13 protein-coding genes are annotated in these 13,891 nt (G+C 70.8%); 10 read left to right on the top strand and 3 right to left on the bottom strand.

All coding sequences use genetic code 11. The annotated features are described in order from the left end of the window. The first annotated feature begins 59 nt into the window (after window positions 1-59). The 7 genes from CNQ36_RS18590 (at window position 60) to CNQ36_RS18620 (ending at window position 7,934) form a co-directional block, all read left to right on the top strand. Window positions 60-1,097 carry an MraY family glycosyltransferase gene (locus CNQ36_RS18590; RefSeq protein ID WP_121546826.1) on the top strand — a complete coding sequence of 346 codons (1,038 nt, stop codon included), beginning with the start codon at window positions 60-62 and terminating at the stop codon, window positions 1,095-1,097. 93 nt (window positions 1,098-1,190) lie between these two features. Next, window positions 1,191-3,035: a molecular chaperone DnaK gene (gene dnaK / locus CNQ36_RS18595; RefSeq protein ID WP_040906604.1), complete on the top strand. Its 1,845-nt coding sequence runs from the start codon at window positions 1,191-1,193 to the stop codon at window positions 3,033-3,035. Beyond that, window positions 3,032-3,700, top strand: coding sequence for a nucleotide exchange factor GrpE (gene grpE / locus CNQ36_RS18600; RefSeq protein WP_004928700.1), 669 nt, complete (start codon window positions 3,032-3,034; stop codon window positions 3,698-3,700). The genes dnaK and grpE overlap by 4 nt, the downstream gene beginning before the upstream one ends. A gap of 36 nt (window positions 3,701-3,736) precedes the next feature. After that, window positions 3,737-4,915 carry a molecular chaperone DnaJ gene (gene dnaJ, locus CNQ36_RS18605; protein WP_004928699.1) on the top strand — a complete coding sequence of 393 codons (1,179 nt, stop codon included), beginning with the start codon at window positions 3,737-3,739 and terminating at the stop codon, window positions 4,913-4,915. Between the two features lie 5 nt (window positions 4,916-4,920). After that, entirely contained in the window at window positions 4,921-5,370 is a 450-nt protein-coding gene (locus tag CNQ36_RS18610; RefSeq protein WP_004928697.1) for a heat shock protein transcriptional repressor HspR, read from the top strand. 277 nt (window positions 5,371-5,647) lie between these two features. Then, window positions 5,648-6,757 (top strand): sugar ABC transporter substrate-binding protein, encoded by a 1,110-nt coding sequence (locus CNQ36_RS18615; RefSeq protein WP_387912299.1) that lies wholly within the window; start codon window positions 5,648-5,650, stop codon window positions 6,755-6,757. A 145-nt stretch (window positions 6,758-6,902) separates the two neighbouring features. Continuing rightward, window positions 6,903-7,934: a helix-turn-helix transcriptional regulator gene (locus CNQ36_RS18620; RefSeq protein ID WP_121546828.1), complete on the top strand. Its 1,032-nt coding sequence runs from the start codon at window positions 6,903-6,905 to the stop codon at window positions 7,932-7,934. Here CNQ36_RS18620 and CNQ36_RS18625 read toward each other — a convergent pair. Further along, window positions 7,897-8,883 carry a helix-turn-helix transcriptional regulator gene (locus CNQ36_RS18625; RefSeq protein ID WP_121546829.1) on the bottom strand — a complete coding sequence of 329 codons (987 nt, stop codon included), beginning with the start codon at window positions 8,881-8,883 and terminating at the stop codon, window positions 7,897-7,899. The genes CNQ36_RS18620 and CNQ36_RS18625 overlap by 38 nt on opposite strands. Window positions 8,884-8,899: 16 nt before the next feature. Then, window positions 8,900-9,886 carry a helix-turn-helix domain-containing protein gene (locus CNQ36_RS18630; protein WP_121546830.1) on the bottom strand — a complete coding sequence of 329 codons (987 nt, stop codon included), beginning with the start codon at window positions 9,884-9,886 and terminating at the stop codon, window positions 8,900-8,902. Between the two features lie 156 nt (window positions 9,887-10,042). Here CNQ36_RS18630 and CNQ36_RS34750 point away from each other — a divergent pair, with 156 nt between their 5' ends. After that, the gene (locus CNQ36_RS34750) at window positions 10,043-10,198 is read left to right on the top strand and encodes a hypothetical protein (protein WP_163013151.1); all 156 of its coding nucleotides are present in this window, start codon (window positions 10,043-10,045) and stop codon (window positions 10,196-10,198) included. 5 nt (window positions 10,199-10,203) lie between these two features. After that, window positions 10,204-10,539, top strand: coding sequence for a Rieske (2Fe-2S) protein (locus tag CNQ36_RS18635; protein ID WP_004928687.1), 336 nt, complete (start codon window positions 10,204-10,206; stop codon window positions 10,537-10,539). 168 nt (window positions 10,540-10,707) lie between these two features. On the opposite strand, the gene CNQ36_RS18640 is transcribed toward CNQ36_RS18635, so the two are convergent. Next, window positions 10,708-11,121: a pyridoxamine 5'-phosphate oxidase family protein gene (locus CNQ36_RS18640; RefSeq protein ID WP_004928685.1), complete on the bottom strand. Its 414-nt coding sequence runs from the start codon at window positions 11,119-11,121 to the stop codon at window positions 10,708-10,710. A 129-nt stretch (window positions 11,122-11,250) separates the two neighbouring features. On the opposite strand from CNQ36_RS18640, the gene clpB reads away from it, so the two are divergent. Further along, complete coding sequence (gene clpB / locus CNQ36_RS18645) at window positions 11,251-13,848, top strand: ATP-dependent chaperone ClpB (protein WP_121546831.1); 2,598 nt, start codon at window positions 11,251-11,253, stop codon at window positions 13,846-13,848. Window positions 13,849-13,891 lie beyond the last annotated feature (43 nt).

The following is a 13,891-nucleotide window of genomic DNA, read 5'->3' on the forward strand; positions in this document are numbered from 1 at the left end:
TCCGGGATCCGATCGTGTTATTCACGCCAAATCGGTCCATACGCCCCTAACTTATATCCGTGCTCTACGGGATCGCCGCCGCCGCCACCGCCCTGCTGCTCTCCGCCCTCCTCGCGGAGCTGCTGCGGGTCCCCGCCCTGCGTCTGGGAATCCTGGACCGAAGACGCCGCTGGGCGCTGCCGCTGTCCGGGGGAACGGCCGTCGTGCTCGCCACCGGACTGGTGGCGGGCCTCGGCGACCGGGCCGGACTCGCCCCGCTCGGCACCGGGGTCGGACGGCTGCTGGCCGCCGGCGCCTGGGTCGGCGTGCTCGGGCTGGCCGCCGACGTGTGGCGGCTGCGCTGGTGGATCCCGCTCGCCGGTACGGCGGTGGCGGCGGCGCTCGTGGTGCCGTACGCGGAGACCGGGGTGCCGGCCGGGGTGCTCGCCGTGGCGTGGGTGGTCGCCGTCGCCGCGGCCCTCCGGGGGCTGGACCACGCCGACGGGCTGGCCGGCACCGTGGCGGCGCTCGCCGCGTTCGGGGTGGCGGCCTGCGCGGCGGCGGAGCCGATGGAGGGGATCGCGGTGCTCATGGCCGTGCTGGCCGCCGCGCTCGCCGGGTTCCTGCTGCACAACTGGCATCCCGCCCGGGTCGGCCTCGGCGCGGGCGGCTCCCTGTTCACGGGGTTCGTGCTGGCCTCGTCGGCGGTGTTCGTGCGGGCCGGGCAGGGAATCGGCGCCGGAGCCGGGGTGTTGTTCGCCGTGACGGCCGTGGCGTGTGCCGACGTGGTGCTGGTGGTGCTCGGCCGGCGGCTGTCCCGGTGGCCCGTGACGCGCGGCCGGCCGGACCATCTGGGGCACCGGCTGCGGCGGCTCGGACTCGCGCCCCGCGCCGTGACCGTACTGCTGGCCGCCGCCGCGCTGGGCGGGGTGCTGGCCGGGGTGGGCGTGCACACCGGACGGGTGTCCGGGGGTGCGGCGCTGTGGGTGGCGGCGGTCGCCGCGGTGGTCGTCCTCGCGCTTCTGCGCCTTCCCGTCACCCCCGTTTTCCGACCGCGTCAGCGATCCTCGGAAGCATCCGTGCAGGTCAGCGAGCGGTTGCGTGTAAGGAGCGGATAAGAGTTGAGTCCGCTCGACTCAGCTCTGTTGACCCTGCGCCGGGTGTCATGCATGCTTGAGTCCGTTGCACTCAAGTCAGCTGGAGGAATCGAAATGGCACGTGCGGTCGGCATCGACCTGGGCACGACTAACTCCGTCGTCAGCGTTCTGGAGGGCGGCGAGCCCACCGTCATCACCAACGCCGAGGGCGCCAGGACCACGCCGTCCGTCGTCGCCTTCGCCAAGAACGGTGAGGTGCTGGTCGGCGAGGTGGCCAAGCGTCAGGCGGTCACGAACGTCGACAGGACCATCCGGTCGGTCAAGCGCCACATGGGCACCGACTGGAAGATCGAGCTCGACGGGAAGCCCTTCAACCCGCAGCAGATCAGCGCCTTCGTGCTGCAGAAGCTGAAGCGCGACGCCGAGTCGTACCTGGGCGAGAAGGTGACGGACGCCGTCATCACCGTTCCGGCGTACTTCAACGACGCCGAGCGCCAGGCCACCAAGGAGGCCGGCGAGATCGCCGGTCTGAACGTGCTGCGCATCGTCAACGAGCCCACGGCCGCCGCCCTGGCGTACGGCCTGGACAAGGACGAGCAGGTCATCCTGGTCTTCGACCTCGGTGGCGGTACGTTCGACGTCTCGCTGCTGGAGATCGGCGACGGCGTCGTCGAGGTGAAGGCCACCAACGGTGACAACAACCTCGGCGGTGACGACTGGGACCAGCGCGTTGTCGACTACCTGGTCAAGCAGTTCCAGTCCGGGCACGGCGTGGACCTGGCCAAGGACAAGATGGCGCTGCAGCGTCTGCGTGAGGCCGCCGAGAAGGCGAAGATCGAGCTCTCCTCGTCCACCGAGACCACGATCAACCTCCCCTACATCACCGCCTCCGCCGAGGGCCCCCTGCACCTCGACGAGAAGCTCACCCGCGCCCAGTTCCAGCAGCTGACCGCGGACCTGCTCGAGCGCTGCAAGACGCCGTTCCACAACGTCGTCAAGGACGCCGGCATCCAGCTCAGCGAGATCGACCACGTCGTCCTCGTCGGCGGTTCCACCCGCATGCCCGCCGTCGCCGAGCTCGTCAAGGAGCTGACCGGCGGCAAGGAGGCCAACAAGGGCGTGAACCCGGACGAGGTCGTCTCGATCGGCGCCGCGCTCCAGGCCGGTGTGCTCAAGGGCGAGGTCAAGGACGTCCTGCTGCTCGACGTCACCCCGCTGTCCCTCGGCATCGAGACCAAGGGCGGCATCATGACCAAGCTGATCGAGCGCAACACCACGATCCCGACGAAGCGCTCCGAGATCTTCACCACGGCCGAGGACAACCAGCCGTCCGTGCAGATCCAGGTCTACCAGGGCGAGCGCGAGATCGCCGCGTACAACAAGAAGCTCGGCATGTTCGAGCTGACCGGTCTGCCCCCGGCGCCGCGCGGCGTCCCGCAGATCGAGGTCTCCTTCGACATCGACGCCAACGGCATCATGCACGTCACGGCGAAGGACCTCGGCACCGGCAAGGAGCAGAAGATGACCGTCACCGGCGGCTCCTCGCTGCCGAAGGACGAGGTCGACCGGATGCGCCAGGAGGCCGAGAAGTACGCGGAGGAGGACCACGCCCGCCGCGAGGCCGCCGAGTCCCGCAACCAGGGCGAGCAGCTCGTCTACCAGACCGAGAAGTTCCTCAGCGACAACGCGGACAAGGTCCCCGGTGACGTCAAGACCGAGGTCGAGACGGCCGTCGCCGAGCTGAAGGAGAAGCTCAAGGGCGACGACTCCGCCGAGATCCGCACCGCCACCGAGAAGGTCGCGGCCGTCTCCCAGAAGCTGGGCCAGGCCATGTACGCGGACGCCCAGGCCGCGCAGGCAGCCGGCGGCGCGTCCGCCGGCGCCGGTGAGGCCAAGGCCGACGACGACGTCGTCGACGCCGAGATCGTCGACGAGGACCGCAAGGACGGTGCGGCGTGACCGAGGAGACCCCGGGCTTCGACGAGCAGTCGCAGCAGCCCGACGTCCCCTCCGACGAATCCGAGCCGAAGGCCGCCGCCACTCCCTCCGCGGAGGAGGGGGCGGCCCCGGCCGGGGACACGGGCCAGGACGCGGCACTGGTGGCCCAGCTGGACCAGGCCCGCACCGCGCTCGGTGAGCGCACCGCGGACCTCCAGCGCCTCCAGGCCGAGTTCCAGAACTACCGCCGCAGGGTCGAGCGGGACCGGGTCGCCGTCAAGGAGGTCGCCGTGGCGAACCTCCTGAGCGAACTGCTCCCGGTGCTCGACGACGTCGGCCGCGCACGGGAACACGGTGAGCTGGTCGGCGGCTTCAAGTCCGTCGCGGAGTCGCTGGAGACGATCATCGCCAAGATGGGTCTCCAGCAGTTCGGCAAGGAGGGCGAGCCCTTCGACCCGACGATCCACGAGGCCCTGATGCACAGTTACGCGCCGGACGTCACCGAGACGACGTGCGTGGCGATTCTCCAGCCGGGGTATCGCATCGGCGAGCGCACCATCCGCCCCGCGCGGGTGGCCGTCGCCGAGCCGCAGCCCGGCGCGCAGACGGCTCTGCCGGCCGAGGAGAGCACCGAGACGCAGGACGACTCGGAGAACAAGGAGAGCGGTGGCCCGGACGAGGGCTGACGCGACAGCTGACGCACGGAAGGAGGGACGTCGGGGATGAGCACCAAGGACTTCATCGAGAAGGACTTCTACAAGGTCCTCGGCGTCCCCAAGGACGCCACCGAGGCCGAGATCAAGAAGGCGTACCGGAAGCTCGCCCGCGAGTTCCACCCGGACGCCAACAAGGGCAACGCCAGGGCGGAGGAGCGGTTCAAGGAGATCTCCGAGGCGAACGACGTCCTCGGGGACCCCAAGAAGCGCAAGGAGTACGACGAGGCGCGCGCCCTCTTCGGCAACGGCGGATTCCGTCCGGGGCCGGGCGCGGGCGGCGGCGGCTCGTTCAACTTCGACCTGGGCGACCTCTTCGGGGGTCAGGCCGGCGGCCAGCAGCAGGGCGGCTTCGGCGGCGGCCTCGGTGACGTCTTCGGGGGCCTGTTCAACCGGGGCGGCGCGGGTACCACCCGTACCCAGCCGCGCCGCGGTCAGGACATCGAGTCCGAGGTGACGCTCAGCTTCACCGAGGCGATCGAGGGCGCGACGGTCCCGCTGCGGATGTCGTCGCAGGCGCCCTGCAAGGCCTGTTCGGGCACCGGCGACAAGAACGGCACACCGCGGGTGTGCCCGACCTGCGTCGGCACCGGCCAGGTGGCGCGGGGCTCCGGCGGCGGGTTCTCGCTCACGGATCCCTGCCCCGACTGCAAGGGCCGCGGCCTGATCGCGGAGGAGGCCTGCGAGATCTGCAAGGGCAGCGGCCGGGCCAAGTCCTCCCGGACGATGCAGGTGCGCATCCCCGCGGGCGTCAGCGACAACCAGCGGATCCGGCTGCGCGGCAAGGGCGCGCCGGGCGAGCGCGGCGGCCCCGCCGGTGACCTGTACGTGGTCGTGCACGTCGGCGACCACCCGGTGTTCGGCCGCAAGGACGACAACCTGACCGTCACGGTCCCGGTGACGTTCGCCGAGGCCGCCCTCGGCGGCGAGGTCCGGGTGCCGACGCTCGGCGGTCCGCCGGTCACGCTGAAGCTGCCGCCGGGCACGCCCAACGGGCGCACCATGCGGGCCCGGGGCAAGGGCGCGGTCCGCAAGGACGGCACGCGCGGTGATCTCCTGGTCACCGTGGAGGTGAGTGTTCCCAAGGATCTGTCGGGGAAGGCTCGTGACGCGCTGGAGGCGTATCGCGAGGCGACCGCGGAGGAGGATCCGCGGGCGGAGCTGTTCCAGGCCGCGAAGGGAGCTTGATCTGCATGGACGGCCGACGACGCAATCCGTACGAACTGACCCAGGACACCCCGGTCTACGTCATCTCGGTGGCGGCCCAGCTCTCCGGCCTGCACCCGCAGACGCTGCGCCAGTACGACCGCCTGGGACTCGTGTCGCCGGACCGCACGGCAGGCCGGGGCCGCCGCTACTCGGCCCGTGACATCGAACTGCTCCGTCAGGTGCAGCAGTTGTCGCAGAGCGAGGGCATCAATCTGGCCGGTATCAAGCGCATCATCGAGCTGGAGAACCAGGTCGCCGCCCTCCAGGCCCGGGTGGCCGAACTGGAGGACGCCCTCGACGGGGCGGCCGCGGCGATGCGTCAGCGCGAGGCCGCGGTGCACGCCTCGTACCGTCGTGACCTGGTGCCCTACCAGGAGGTCCAGCAGACCAGCGCGTTGGTGGTGTGGCGGCCCAAGCGGCAGCAGCACGACTGACCGCGGGACGTGAAGTGCCGCGGGAGGCCCGTGGGTTCGACGAACCCACGGGCCTCCCGTCTTATCCGCGGCCACTTCTGTGACTATGGTATGTCTGCGCGTCCAGATGATCCCCGCGGAGCTTTCGCAGGTCCCTCACGAGTTCAGCGCGCCGTGCTGTGTCCATCTCGTTAAGTGGCCGCCCTTGACGCGGGAGGTGGCTGAAGCGTTGGCTTTTCAGTCACATGGGCCGCAAAGCTGTGCCCACGTCCAAAACGCACCTGAAGTGAGCCCTCGCATGCGTCGTCGTATCGCCATATCCGTGGCCGCCACCTCCATGTCCGTCATGCTCGCCGGCTGCGGCATGCTCAACGCGGCCGAGAGCAGCGACGACGCGAGCCCGGCCAAGGGCGACGACATCACCGTCGGGCTGCTGCTCCCGGAGAAGGCCAACACGCGGTACGAGCAGTTCGACTACCCCATCTTCAAGACGAAGGTGGAGTCGCTCACCGACAAGAAGGGCAAGGTCGAGTACGCCAACGCCGAGGCGGACGCCGGCAAGCAGGCCAGCCAGATGCAGCAGATGATCGACGACAAGGTCGACGTCATCGTGCTGGACGCGGTCGACGCCAAGGCCATCGCGGACGGCGTGCAGAAGGCCAAGGACGCGGGCATCCCCGTCATCGCCTACGACCGGCTCGCCGAGGGGCCGATCGACGCGTACATCTCCTTCGACAACGCGCTCGTCGGCGAGGTGCAGGGCCGTTCCCTGCTGGCCTCCCTCGGGGACGACCTCAGCATCACCGACAAGATCGTGATGATGAACGGCTCGTCGACCGACCCGAACGCCAAGCAGTTCAAGGCCGGCGCGCTCTCCGAGCTCAAGGGCAAGGTGACGATCGCCAAGTCCTACGACACCAAGGACTGGAAGCCGGAGAACGCCCAGGCCAACATGACCGAGGCGATCAACGCGATCGGCGCGGACAACATCGCCGCGGTCTACTCCGCCAACGACGGCATGGCGGGCGGCATCGTCAAGGCGCTGCGCGCCGCCGGCGTGACCGACCTTCCGGCCATCACCGGCCAGGACGCCGAACTCGCCGCGGTGCAGCGCATCATCAGCGGCGAGCAGTACATGAGCGTGTACAAGTCCTACCCGGACGAGGCCGAGAGCGCCGCCGAGATGGCCGTGGCGAAGGTCCAGGGCCGCGACATCCAGTTCGACGCACTGACCCGCGACCGGGTGGACAGCCCCACCACCAAGGACATTCCCGCGCAGCTGGTGCCCGTGGTCGAGCTGACCAAGGACAACGTCCAGGACACCGTGATCGCCGACGAGATCTACGAGGTGGCGGACATCTGCACCGCGGAGTACAAGGCGGCCTGCGCGGCCATCAAGCTGAAGTAACCGCCCCGGCTGTATTCGGCCACCCCGCCGGCCACTCCGGCCGGCGCGGGACCGAGTCGTGTTGCACAGCCGGTTCCGGCCGCGCATAGTTGCGCTGCGGAAAGAGGCTGACGGCTGACCGGGTGAACCGGGGGTGGGACGGGCGATGGCCGGGCACGGGACGGACGGGCATCCACACGGTGCTGACCGACTGTGCGACGCCGGGGATCGCGTGTATTCCCGGGCCGTACGGCGCGGACGGCTGCCGCGCCGGGACGCGGAACGGGTGCCCTGCCTGCTGGAGCTGGCCCTGCTGCACCCGGACCCCGACGACATGGACTGGCTGGTGCCGACCGCCCCGCAGGAGGTCATGACCCGGCTGCTGCGCGGGATGTACGACGAGGTCAGCGCCAGCCAGCGCCGGGTCGGCTCGGCCGTCACCGCCTTCGAGTGGTACGCCGGTCTCGGCCGCCAGGTGCACGCCCCGCCGGTGGCGTCGGAGGGTCCGGCGATCCGGGTGCTGGACGGACTGGCCCGTATCCAGGCCGCGATGGACGAGGCGACGCAGGCCTGCACCACCGAGGTGCTCACCGTCCAGCCGGGCGGCATCCGGCGCGAGGCGGAGCTGTCGGAGGGCCTGCACCGGGCGACGGCGCTGCGCGGCCGCGGGGTGCGGATGCGGGACCTGTACACGCACGTGGCCCGGCACGGGCACGGGCTGCTCAGCTATCTGGAGCTGATGGGCGACGCCGTGGAGGCGCGCACCCTGGACGAGGTGATCGAGCGGCTGATCCTGTTCGACCGCACGGTCGCCTTCATCCCCGCCAACGCCGAGCGGACCATGGCCCTGGAGCTGCGGCACCCCGGACTGGTCGAGTACCTGGGCACGGTGTTCGAGCGCCTGTGGCGGCTGGCCCTCCCGCTCACCGCACCGCTGCCCGACACCGGCATCGAGGGCATCTCGCACCGTGAGCAGTCCATCGCGGCGCTGCTGGCGGAGGGCCACCAGGACGCGGTGATCGCCGAACGCCTCGGGATCAGCGTGCGCACCTGCCGGGCCCACATCGCCCGGCTGTCGGAGACGCTGGGCGCGGCGAGCCGCACCCAGCTGGGCGTCCGCATCGCCCAGACCGGTCTTGACGGGCCGCGCGGCCCGGCCGTCACTCTTCCCGGTCGAGGATCCCCGAACGGGCGATGAGATACCCGAGCTGGGCCCTGCTGCCGCTGCCCAGCGTCGCCGCGAGCTTGGCGATGTGCTCGCGGGCGGTGCGGACGTTCAGCCCCAGCCGGTCGGCGACGACGGCGTCGGTGTGCCCCTCGATGAGCAGCGCGGCGATGGCCCGCTGGCGGGGGGTGACGCCGTTGACGGAGGGCTGCGGGGCGGCCACCGGGTACATGGGTGTGGCCAGGCGCCAGAACCGGTCGAAGGCGGTGGCGAGGAAGCCGACGACGGTCGGCTCGCGGATCTCCAGCGCGCGGGTGGCGTCCTTGTCCACCGGGATGAAGGCGACGGCGCGGTCGAGCACGATGAGCCGGTCGGTGGTCTCGTCCAGGCTGCGTGCCTCCACGTCGCCGCTGAGCCGCTCGTAGCGGGAGTGCACCAGCGGCAGATGGCGCTGGGTGTGCTGGTACAGGGTGCGGATGCGGCCGCCGCGGTCGAGCAGCGCCTGGTCGCGCGACATGGCCTGCGGCTGGGCGCGCCGGCCGCGGGCGTCGGAGTAGTGCACGTTGGGCTGGACGCAGAGCAGTTCGCGTCCGGTGCCGGCCATCGCCTCGGTGAGGGCCCGGTTGATGCGGTCCACCCCGTCCAGCACCGTGATCGCGGGCGGGCCCGCCGGGGCGCTCTGGCCGCCGGCCGTCCGGGCCAGCGAGGCGAACGCCTCCAGCAGCCGTTCCTCCCGCCGCCGCTCCCCGGCGATCCGGTCCGCGGAGGCCCGCAGCAGCCGGTGCAGGGCGATGTCCGGCGCGACGGGCTCCAGCCGGTCCCCGCCGTCGGCGGCGGGGCGCAGGAGCCCCAGGGCGGCGGCGCAGGGCGCCTGCGCGGCCTCCCGGGCGGTCAGGTGGCCCCGGCGCAGGGCGAGGGCGTAGCGGTCCCAGCCCTCCTGGCACAGCTCGTCCACGTCGTGGTCGTGCGCCTGTGCGGTCACGCGGCTCGCTCCCCGGTCACTGGTCCTGGTTGAGAATCCCCGACTGCGCGATGAGGAAGCCGAGTTGCGCGCGGCTGCCGCTGCCCAGCACGGACGCCAGCTTGGCTATGTGGGCCCGGCACGTCCGCACGTTCATGCCGAGGCGGCGGGCGATGGCCTCGTCCACATGGCCCTCCACGAGCAGTTTCGCGATCGAGTGCTGGATCTCGGTGATGCCGTCCGGCGCGGTCTCGTACGGGGCGCCGGCGCTCAGCGGGACGGCGCGGTTCCACATGAACTCGAAGACCTTGACCAGATAGCGCACGAGGCCGGGGTGGCGGAGTTCGAGGGCGACCTGCCGGTCCTCCCGGATGGGGATGAAGGCGACCGACTCGTCGCAGATGATGAGCCGCTCGACCAGCTCGTCGATGGTGCGGTACTCCACCTTGCCGTCGGTGAAGTGGTCGACGTAGGCGAGCCGGTCGGGGCTGAAGCGCGCGGTGTGCTGGTAGAGGGTGCGGATCCGGACCCCGCGTTCGATCAGCGGCCGGTCCCGTTCCAGCGCCTCCAGGAGCCGGTTCTCGGGGCGGCGGTGGGCGCTCGGCTGCACCGTGAGCATCTCGGAGTGGCACTGGGCGGTCGCCAGGTCGAGTGCGCCTTTGATGCGGTCGAGGCCCTCCAGCACCATGATGGAGTGCGTCGACCCCGTCACCTGGGTGCTGATGTCCATGAACGGCTCGAAGGCCTCGGCGAGGGTGATGGACAGCCGCCGCTGCTCGGTGATCTCGCGCTCTATGGGGTTCAGCCGCTGTGCCAGGGCGACCGACGGCGGCACCGGCCGCAGCCAGCTGGCGTCGTCGGGATCGGGGTGGAGGAGGGCCAGTTCCATCAGGCAGGGAGCGCTCTCGGCGTCCGTGCGGGTGATGCGTCCGGTGCGCAGGGCGTCCGCGTAGAGGCGGCTTCCCTCCCGGCACAGCTCGGTCACCGCATGGGGATGTCCCGCCTTAGTCCCATTTGTTGCCAAATCTCCACCCCCCAGGGTCCTGAACGTGCAGGAACATGATGCACCGATTGTGTGGCCATGACGTGCCCGAATGAGCCATCGTCTTATCCGACGGGGGATAAAGGGGACCTTCAAGTGAGGACGAAGCCGACTATGCGTAAGAGAATGCTTCGCTCGGTGCTTGTCGCCGCCTTTTCCGCCGTTGTGGCCTTCGGCACCCTGGCCGGCCTCTCCGGCGCGGAGAGCGACGCGCACCACGTGGGCAGCGCCCAGTCTCCTGTGGTCGTCAGCGACGAGCCACAGGCCTTCCCGGACGACAGCACCTGGGACTGATGGCGATGACCACACCACCCGACGACCGCTCCTTCCGCAGGGAGATGGCGACCGCCTACCGATCCGGATGGCACTTCATCGACCTGGTCACCGCGATCCCCCACACCGGTGACTCGTTGATGGTGACCGTCTTCGGCGAGCCGGTCGTCGTCACCCGCGAGGAGGACGAGGACGTACGGGCCTACCGGTGCCTGCGGCGGCCCCGCGGGGCTCCGCAGCCCGTGCGGTGTGCCGTCCGGTACGGAATGATCTTTGTGAACCTGGACCAGCGGGACCACCGCCAGGTGGAGTCCGACTCCCCCACGCCCAGGACCATCTCGGCCACCCCCCGCAGTGCCTGACGCGATTCCCCCGTCGTAAAAGATCGCGCAGGTGCTTCCCCCCGCAGCGGCGTCACCGTGACCTGAACACGGTGACGCCGCTGCAGTTTTCCGGGACATTTCCGGGTATCGACCGATCGTGTGATGGCCGGAAACCGCCGCTCGGCGGAATATGCCGGACGGCCGGTCTCAGCCCCGTCCCAGCGCGCGGGTGAGCGCGATCTCGATGACCACCCGCGCCGGATTCGGCCGCGGGGTCCGGCCGTAGCGCTCGGCGTACCGCCGCTCCGCCTCCGCCACCCGCTCCCGCTCGGCGCTGACCACCGCCCGCCCCTCCAGCGTCGCCCACCGCCGGCCGTCCACCTGGCAGACCGCGACGGCCGCGCCCTCCGCCCCCGCCGCCCGCACATGCCGGACCTTGGTGCTCGAGCCGTTCGCGACCACCCGGGCGAGCCGCGCCCCGGGGTCGTACGTCACCGCGACGGGCACGACGTGCGGCGTGCCGTCCGGACGGAGGGTGGTCAGCGTGCACAGGTGCTTCTCACGCCAGAAGCTGAGGTACGAGGCGTCCGGATCACCCGGGTCCACCGAATATGAGGCCATGACTCCGGAACTTAGCCCCCGACGCACTCCCGCGCGCCACCTTGAGTGGAATAGACTCAAGTTTGTGTACGTTGACCGAGTCAGCCACGAAGGCAGCTGAAGGGTCACCGCAAGGAGGAGAACGGATACGTGGACGCCGAGCTGACCAACCGGAGCCGGGAAGCGATCCAGGCCGCCGGCAACCGGGCCGTGACCGAAGGAAACCCCGACCTCACCCCCGCACACCTGCTGCTCTCCCTGCTCGCCGGGCAGGAGAACGAGAACATCACGGACCTGCTCGCCGCGGTCGACGCCGACCAGGCCGCCGTGCGCTCCGGGGCCGAGCGCGTCCTCGCCGGCCTGCCGAGCGTCACGGGATCCACCGTCGCACCGCCCCAGCCCAACCGTGAGCTGCTCGCCGTGATCGCGGACGCCCAGAACCGCGCCCGCGACCTCGGCGACGAGTACCTGTCCACCGAACACCTCCTCATCGGCATCGCCGCCAAGGGCGGAGCCGCCGGCGAGGTGCTCGAGAAGCAGGGCGCCACCGCGCGGAAGCTGCAGGACGCCTTCCAGAAGGCCCGCGGGGCCCGCCGGGTGACCACCGCCGACCCCGAGGGCCAGTACAAGGCACTGGAGAAGTTCGGCACCGACCTCACCGCCGCCGCACGCGAGGGCAGGCTCGACCCCGTCATCGGACGCGACCAGGAGATCCGGCGCGTCGTCCAGGTGCTCTCCCGCCGCACCAAGAACAACCCCGTCCTCATCGGCGAGCCGGGCGTCGGCAAGACCGCCGTCGTCGAGGGGCTCGCCCAGCGCATCGTCAAGGGCGACGTCCCCGAGTCGCTCAAGAACAAGCGGCTCGTCGCCCTCGACCTCGGCGCCATGGTCGCCGGCGCCAAGTACCGCGGCGAGTTCGAGGAACGCCTGAAGACCGTCCTCGCCGAGATCAAGGAGTCCGACGGGCAGGTCGTCACCTTCATCGACGAGCTGCACACCGTCGTCGGCGCGGGCGCCGGCGGCGACTCGGCCATGGACGCGGGCAACATGCTCAAGCCCATGCTCGCCCGCGGCGAACTCCGCATGGTCGGCGCCACCACCCTCGACGAATACCGCGAGCGGATCGAGAAGGACCCCGCCCTGGAGCGCCGCTTCCAGCAGGTCCTCGTCGCCGAGCCGACCGTCGAGGACTCCATCGCCATCCTGCGCGGACTCAAGGGCCGCTACGAGGCCCACCACAAGGTCCAGATCGCCGACAGCGCCCTGGTGGCCGCCGCCACCCTCTCCGACCGCTACATCACCTCCCGCTTCCTCCCCGACAAGGCCATCGACCTCGTCGACGAGGCAGCCTCCCGGCTCCGCATGGAGATCGACTCCTCACCCGTCGAGATCGACGAACTCCAGCGCGCCGTCGACCGCCTGCGGATGGAGGAACTCGCCATCGGCAAGGAGACCGACGCCGCCTCCCGCGAACGCCTCGACAAGCTCCGCCGGGACCTCGCCGACAAGGAGGAGGAACTGCGCGGCCTCAACGCCCGCTGGGACAAGGAGAAGCAGTCCCTCAACCGGGTCGGCGAGCTCAAGGAGAAGCTCGACGAACTGCGCGGCCAGGCCGAACGCGCCCAGCGCGACGGCGACTTCGACACCGCCTCCAAGCTGCTCTACGGCGAGATCCCCACCCTGGAACGCGACCTCGAGGCCGCCTCCGAGGCCGAGGAGGAGGTCGCCAGGGACACCATGGTCAAGGAGGAGGTCGGCGCCGACGACATCGCCGACGTCGTCGCCTCCTGGACCGGCATCCCCGCCGGCCGCCTGATGGAGGGCGAGACCCAGAAGCTGCTCCGCATGGAGGACGAGATCGGCAAGCGCCTCATCGGCCAGACCGAGGCCGTGCGCGCCGTCTCCGACGCCGTGCGCCGCTCGCGCGCCGGGATCGCCGACCCCGACCGACCCACCGGCTCCTTCCTCTTCCTCGGCCCCACCGGCGTCGGCAAGACCGAACTCGCCAAAGCCCTCGCCGACTTCCTCTTCGACGACGAACGCGCCATGGTCCGCATCGACATGTCGGAGTACGGCGAGAAGCACTCCGTCGCCCGCCTGGTCGGCGCGCCCCCCGGCTACGTCGGCTACGAGGAGGGCGGCCAGCTCACCGAGGCGGTCCGCCGCCGCCCGTACAGCGTCGTCCTGCTCGACGAGGTGGAGAAGGCCCACCCCGAGGTCTTCGACATCCTGCTCCAGGTCCTCGACGACGGCCGCCTCACCGACGGCCAGGGCCGCACGGTCGACTTCCGCAACACCATCCTGGTGCTGACGTCCAACCTGGGCAGCCAGTACCTGGTCGACCCGTTGACCACCGAGACGGAGAAGAAGGAACAGGTCCTGGAGGTGGTCCGGACCTCCTTCAAGCCCGAGTTCCTCAACCGCCTCGACGACCTGGTCGTCTTCTCGGCGCTCACCGGGCCCGAACTGGAACGCATCGCGCGGCTCCAGCTCGACGGCCTGGCCCGCCGCCTCGCCGAACGCCGCCTCACCCTGGACATCACCCCCGAGGCGCTGGCCTGGCTCGCCGCGGAGGGCATGGACCCCGCCTACGGCGCCCGCCCGCTGCGCCGCCTCGTCCAGACCGCGATCGGCGACCGCCTCGCCAAGGAGATCCTCTCCGGCGAGATCAAGGACGGCGACACGGTCCGCGTGGCCCGCTCCGAGGACGGCCTGCAGGTGGGCCCGGCGACCGGGAAGACCCTCTGAGTGGCGCTCCGCTTCCGGGCCCGGCCTCCCTCGCGGACGTTGG

It is taken from the genome of Streptomyces fungicidicus (genome assembly GCF_003665435.1).
Lineage (GTDB): Bacteria > Actinomycetota > Actinomycetes > Streptomycetales > Streptomycetaceae > Streptomyces > Streptomyces fungicidicus.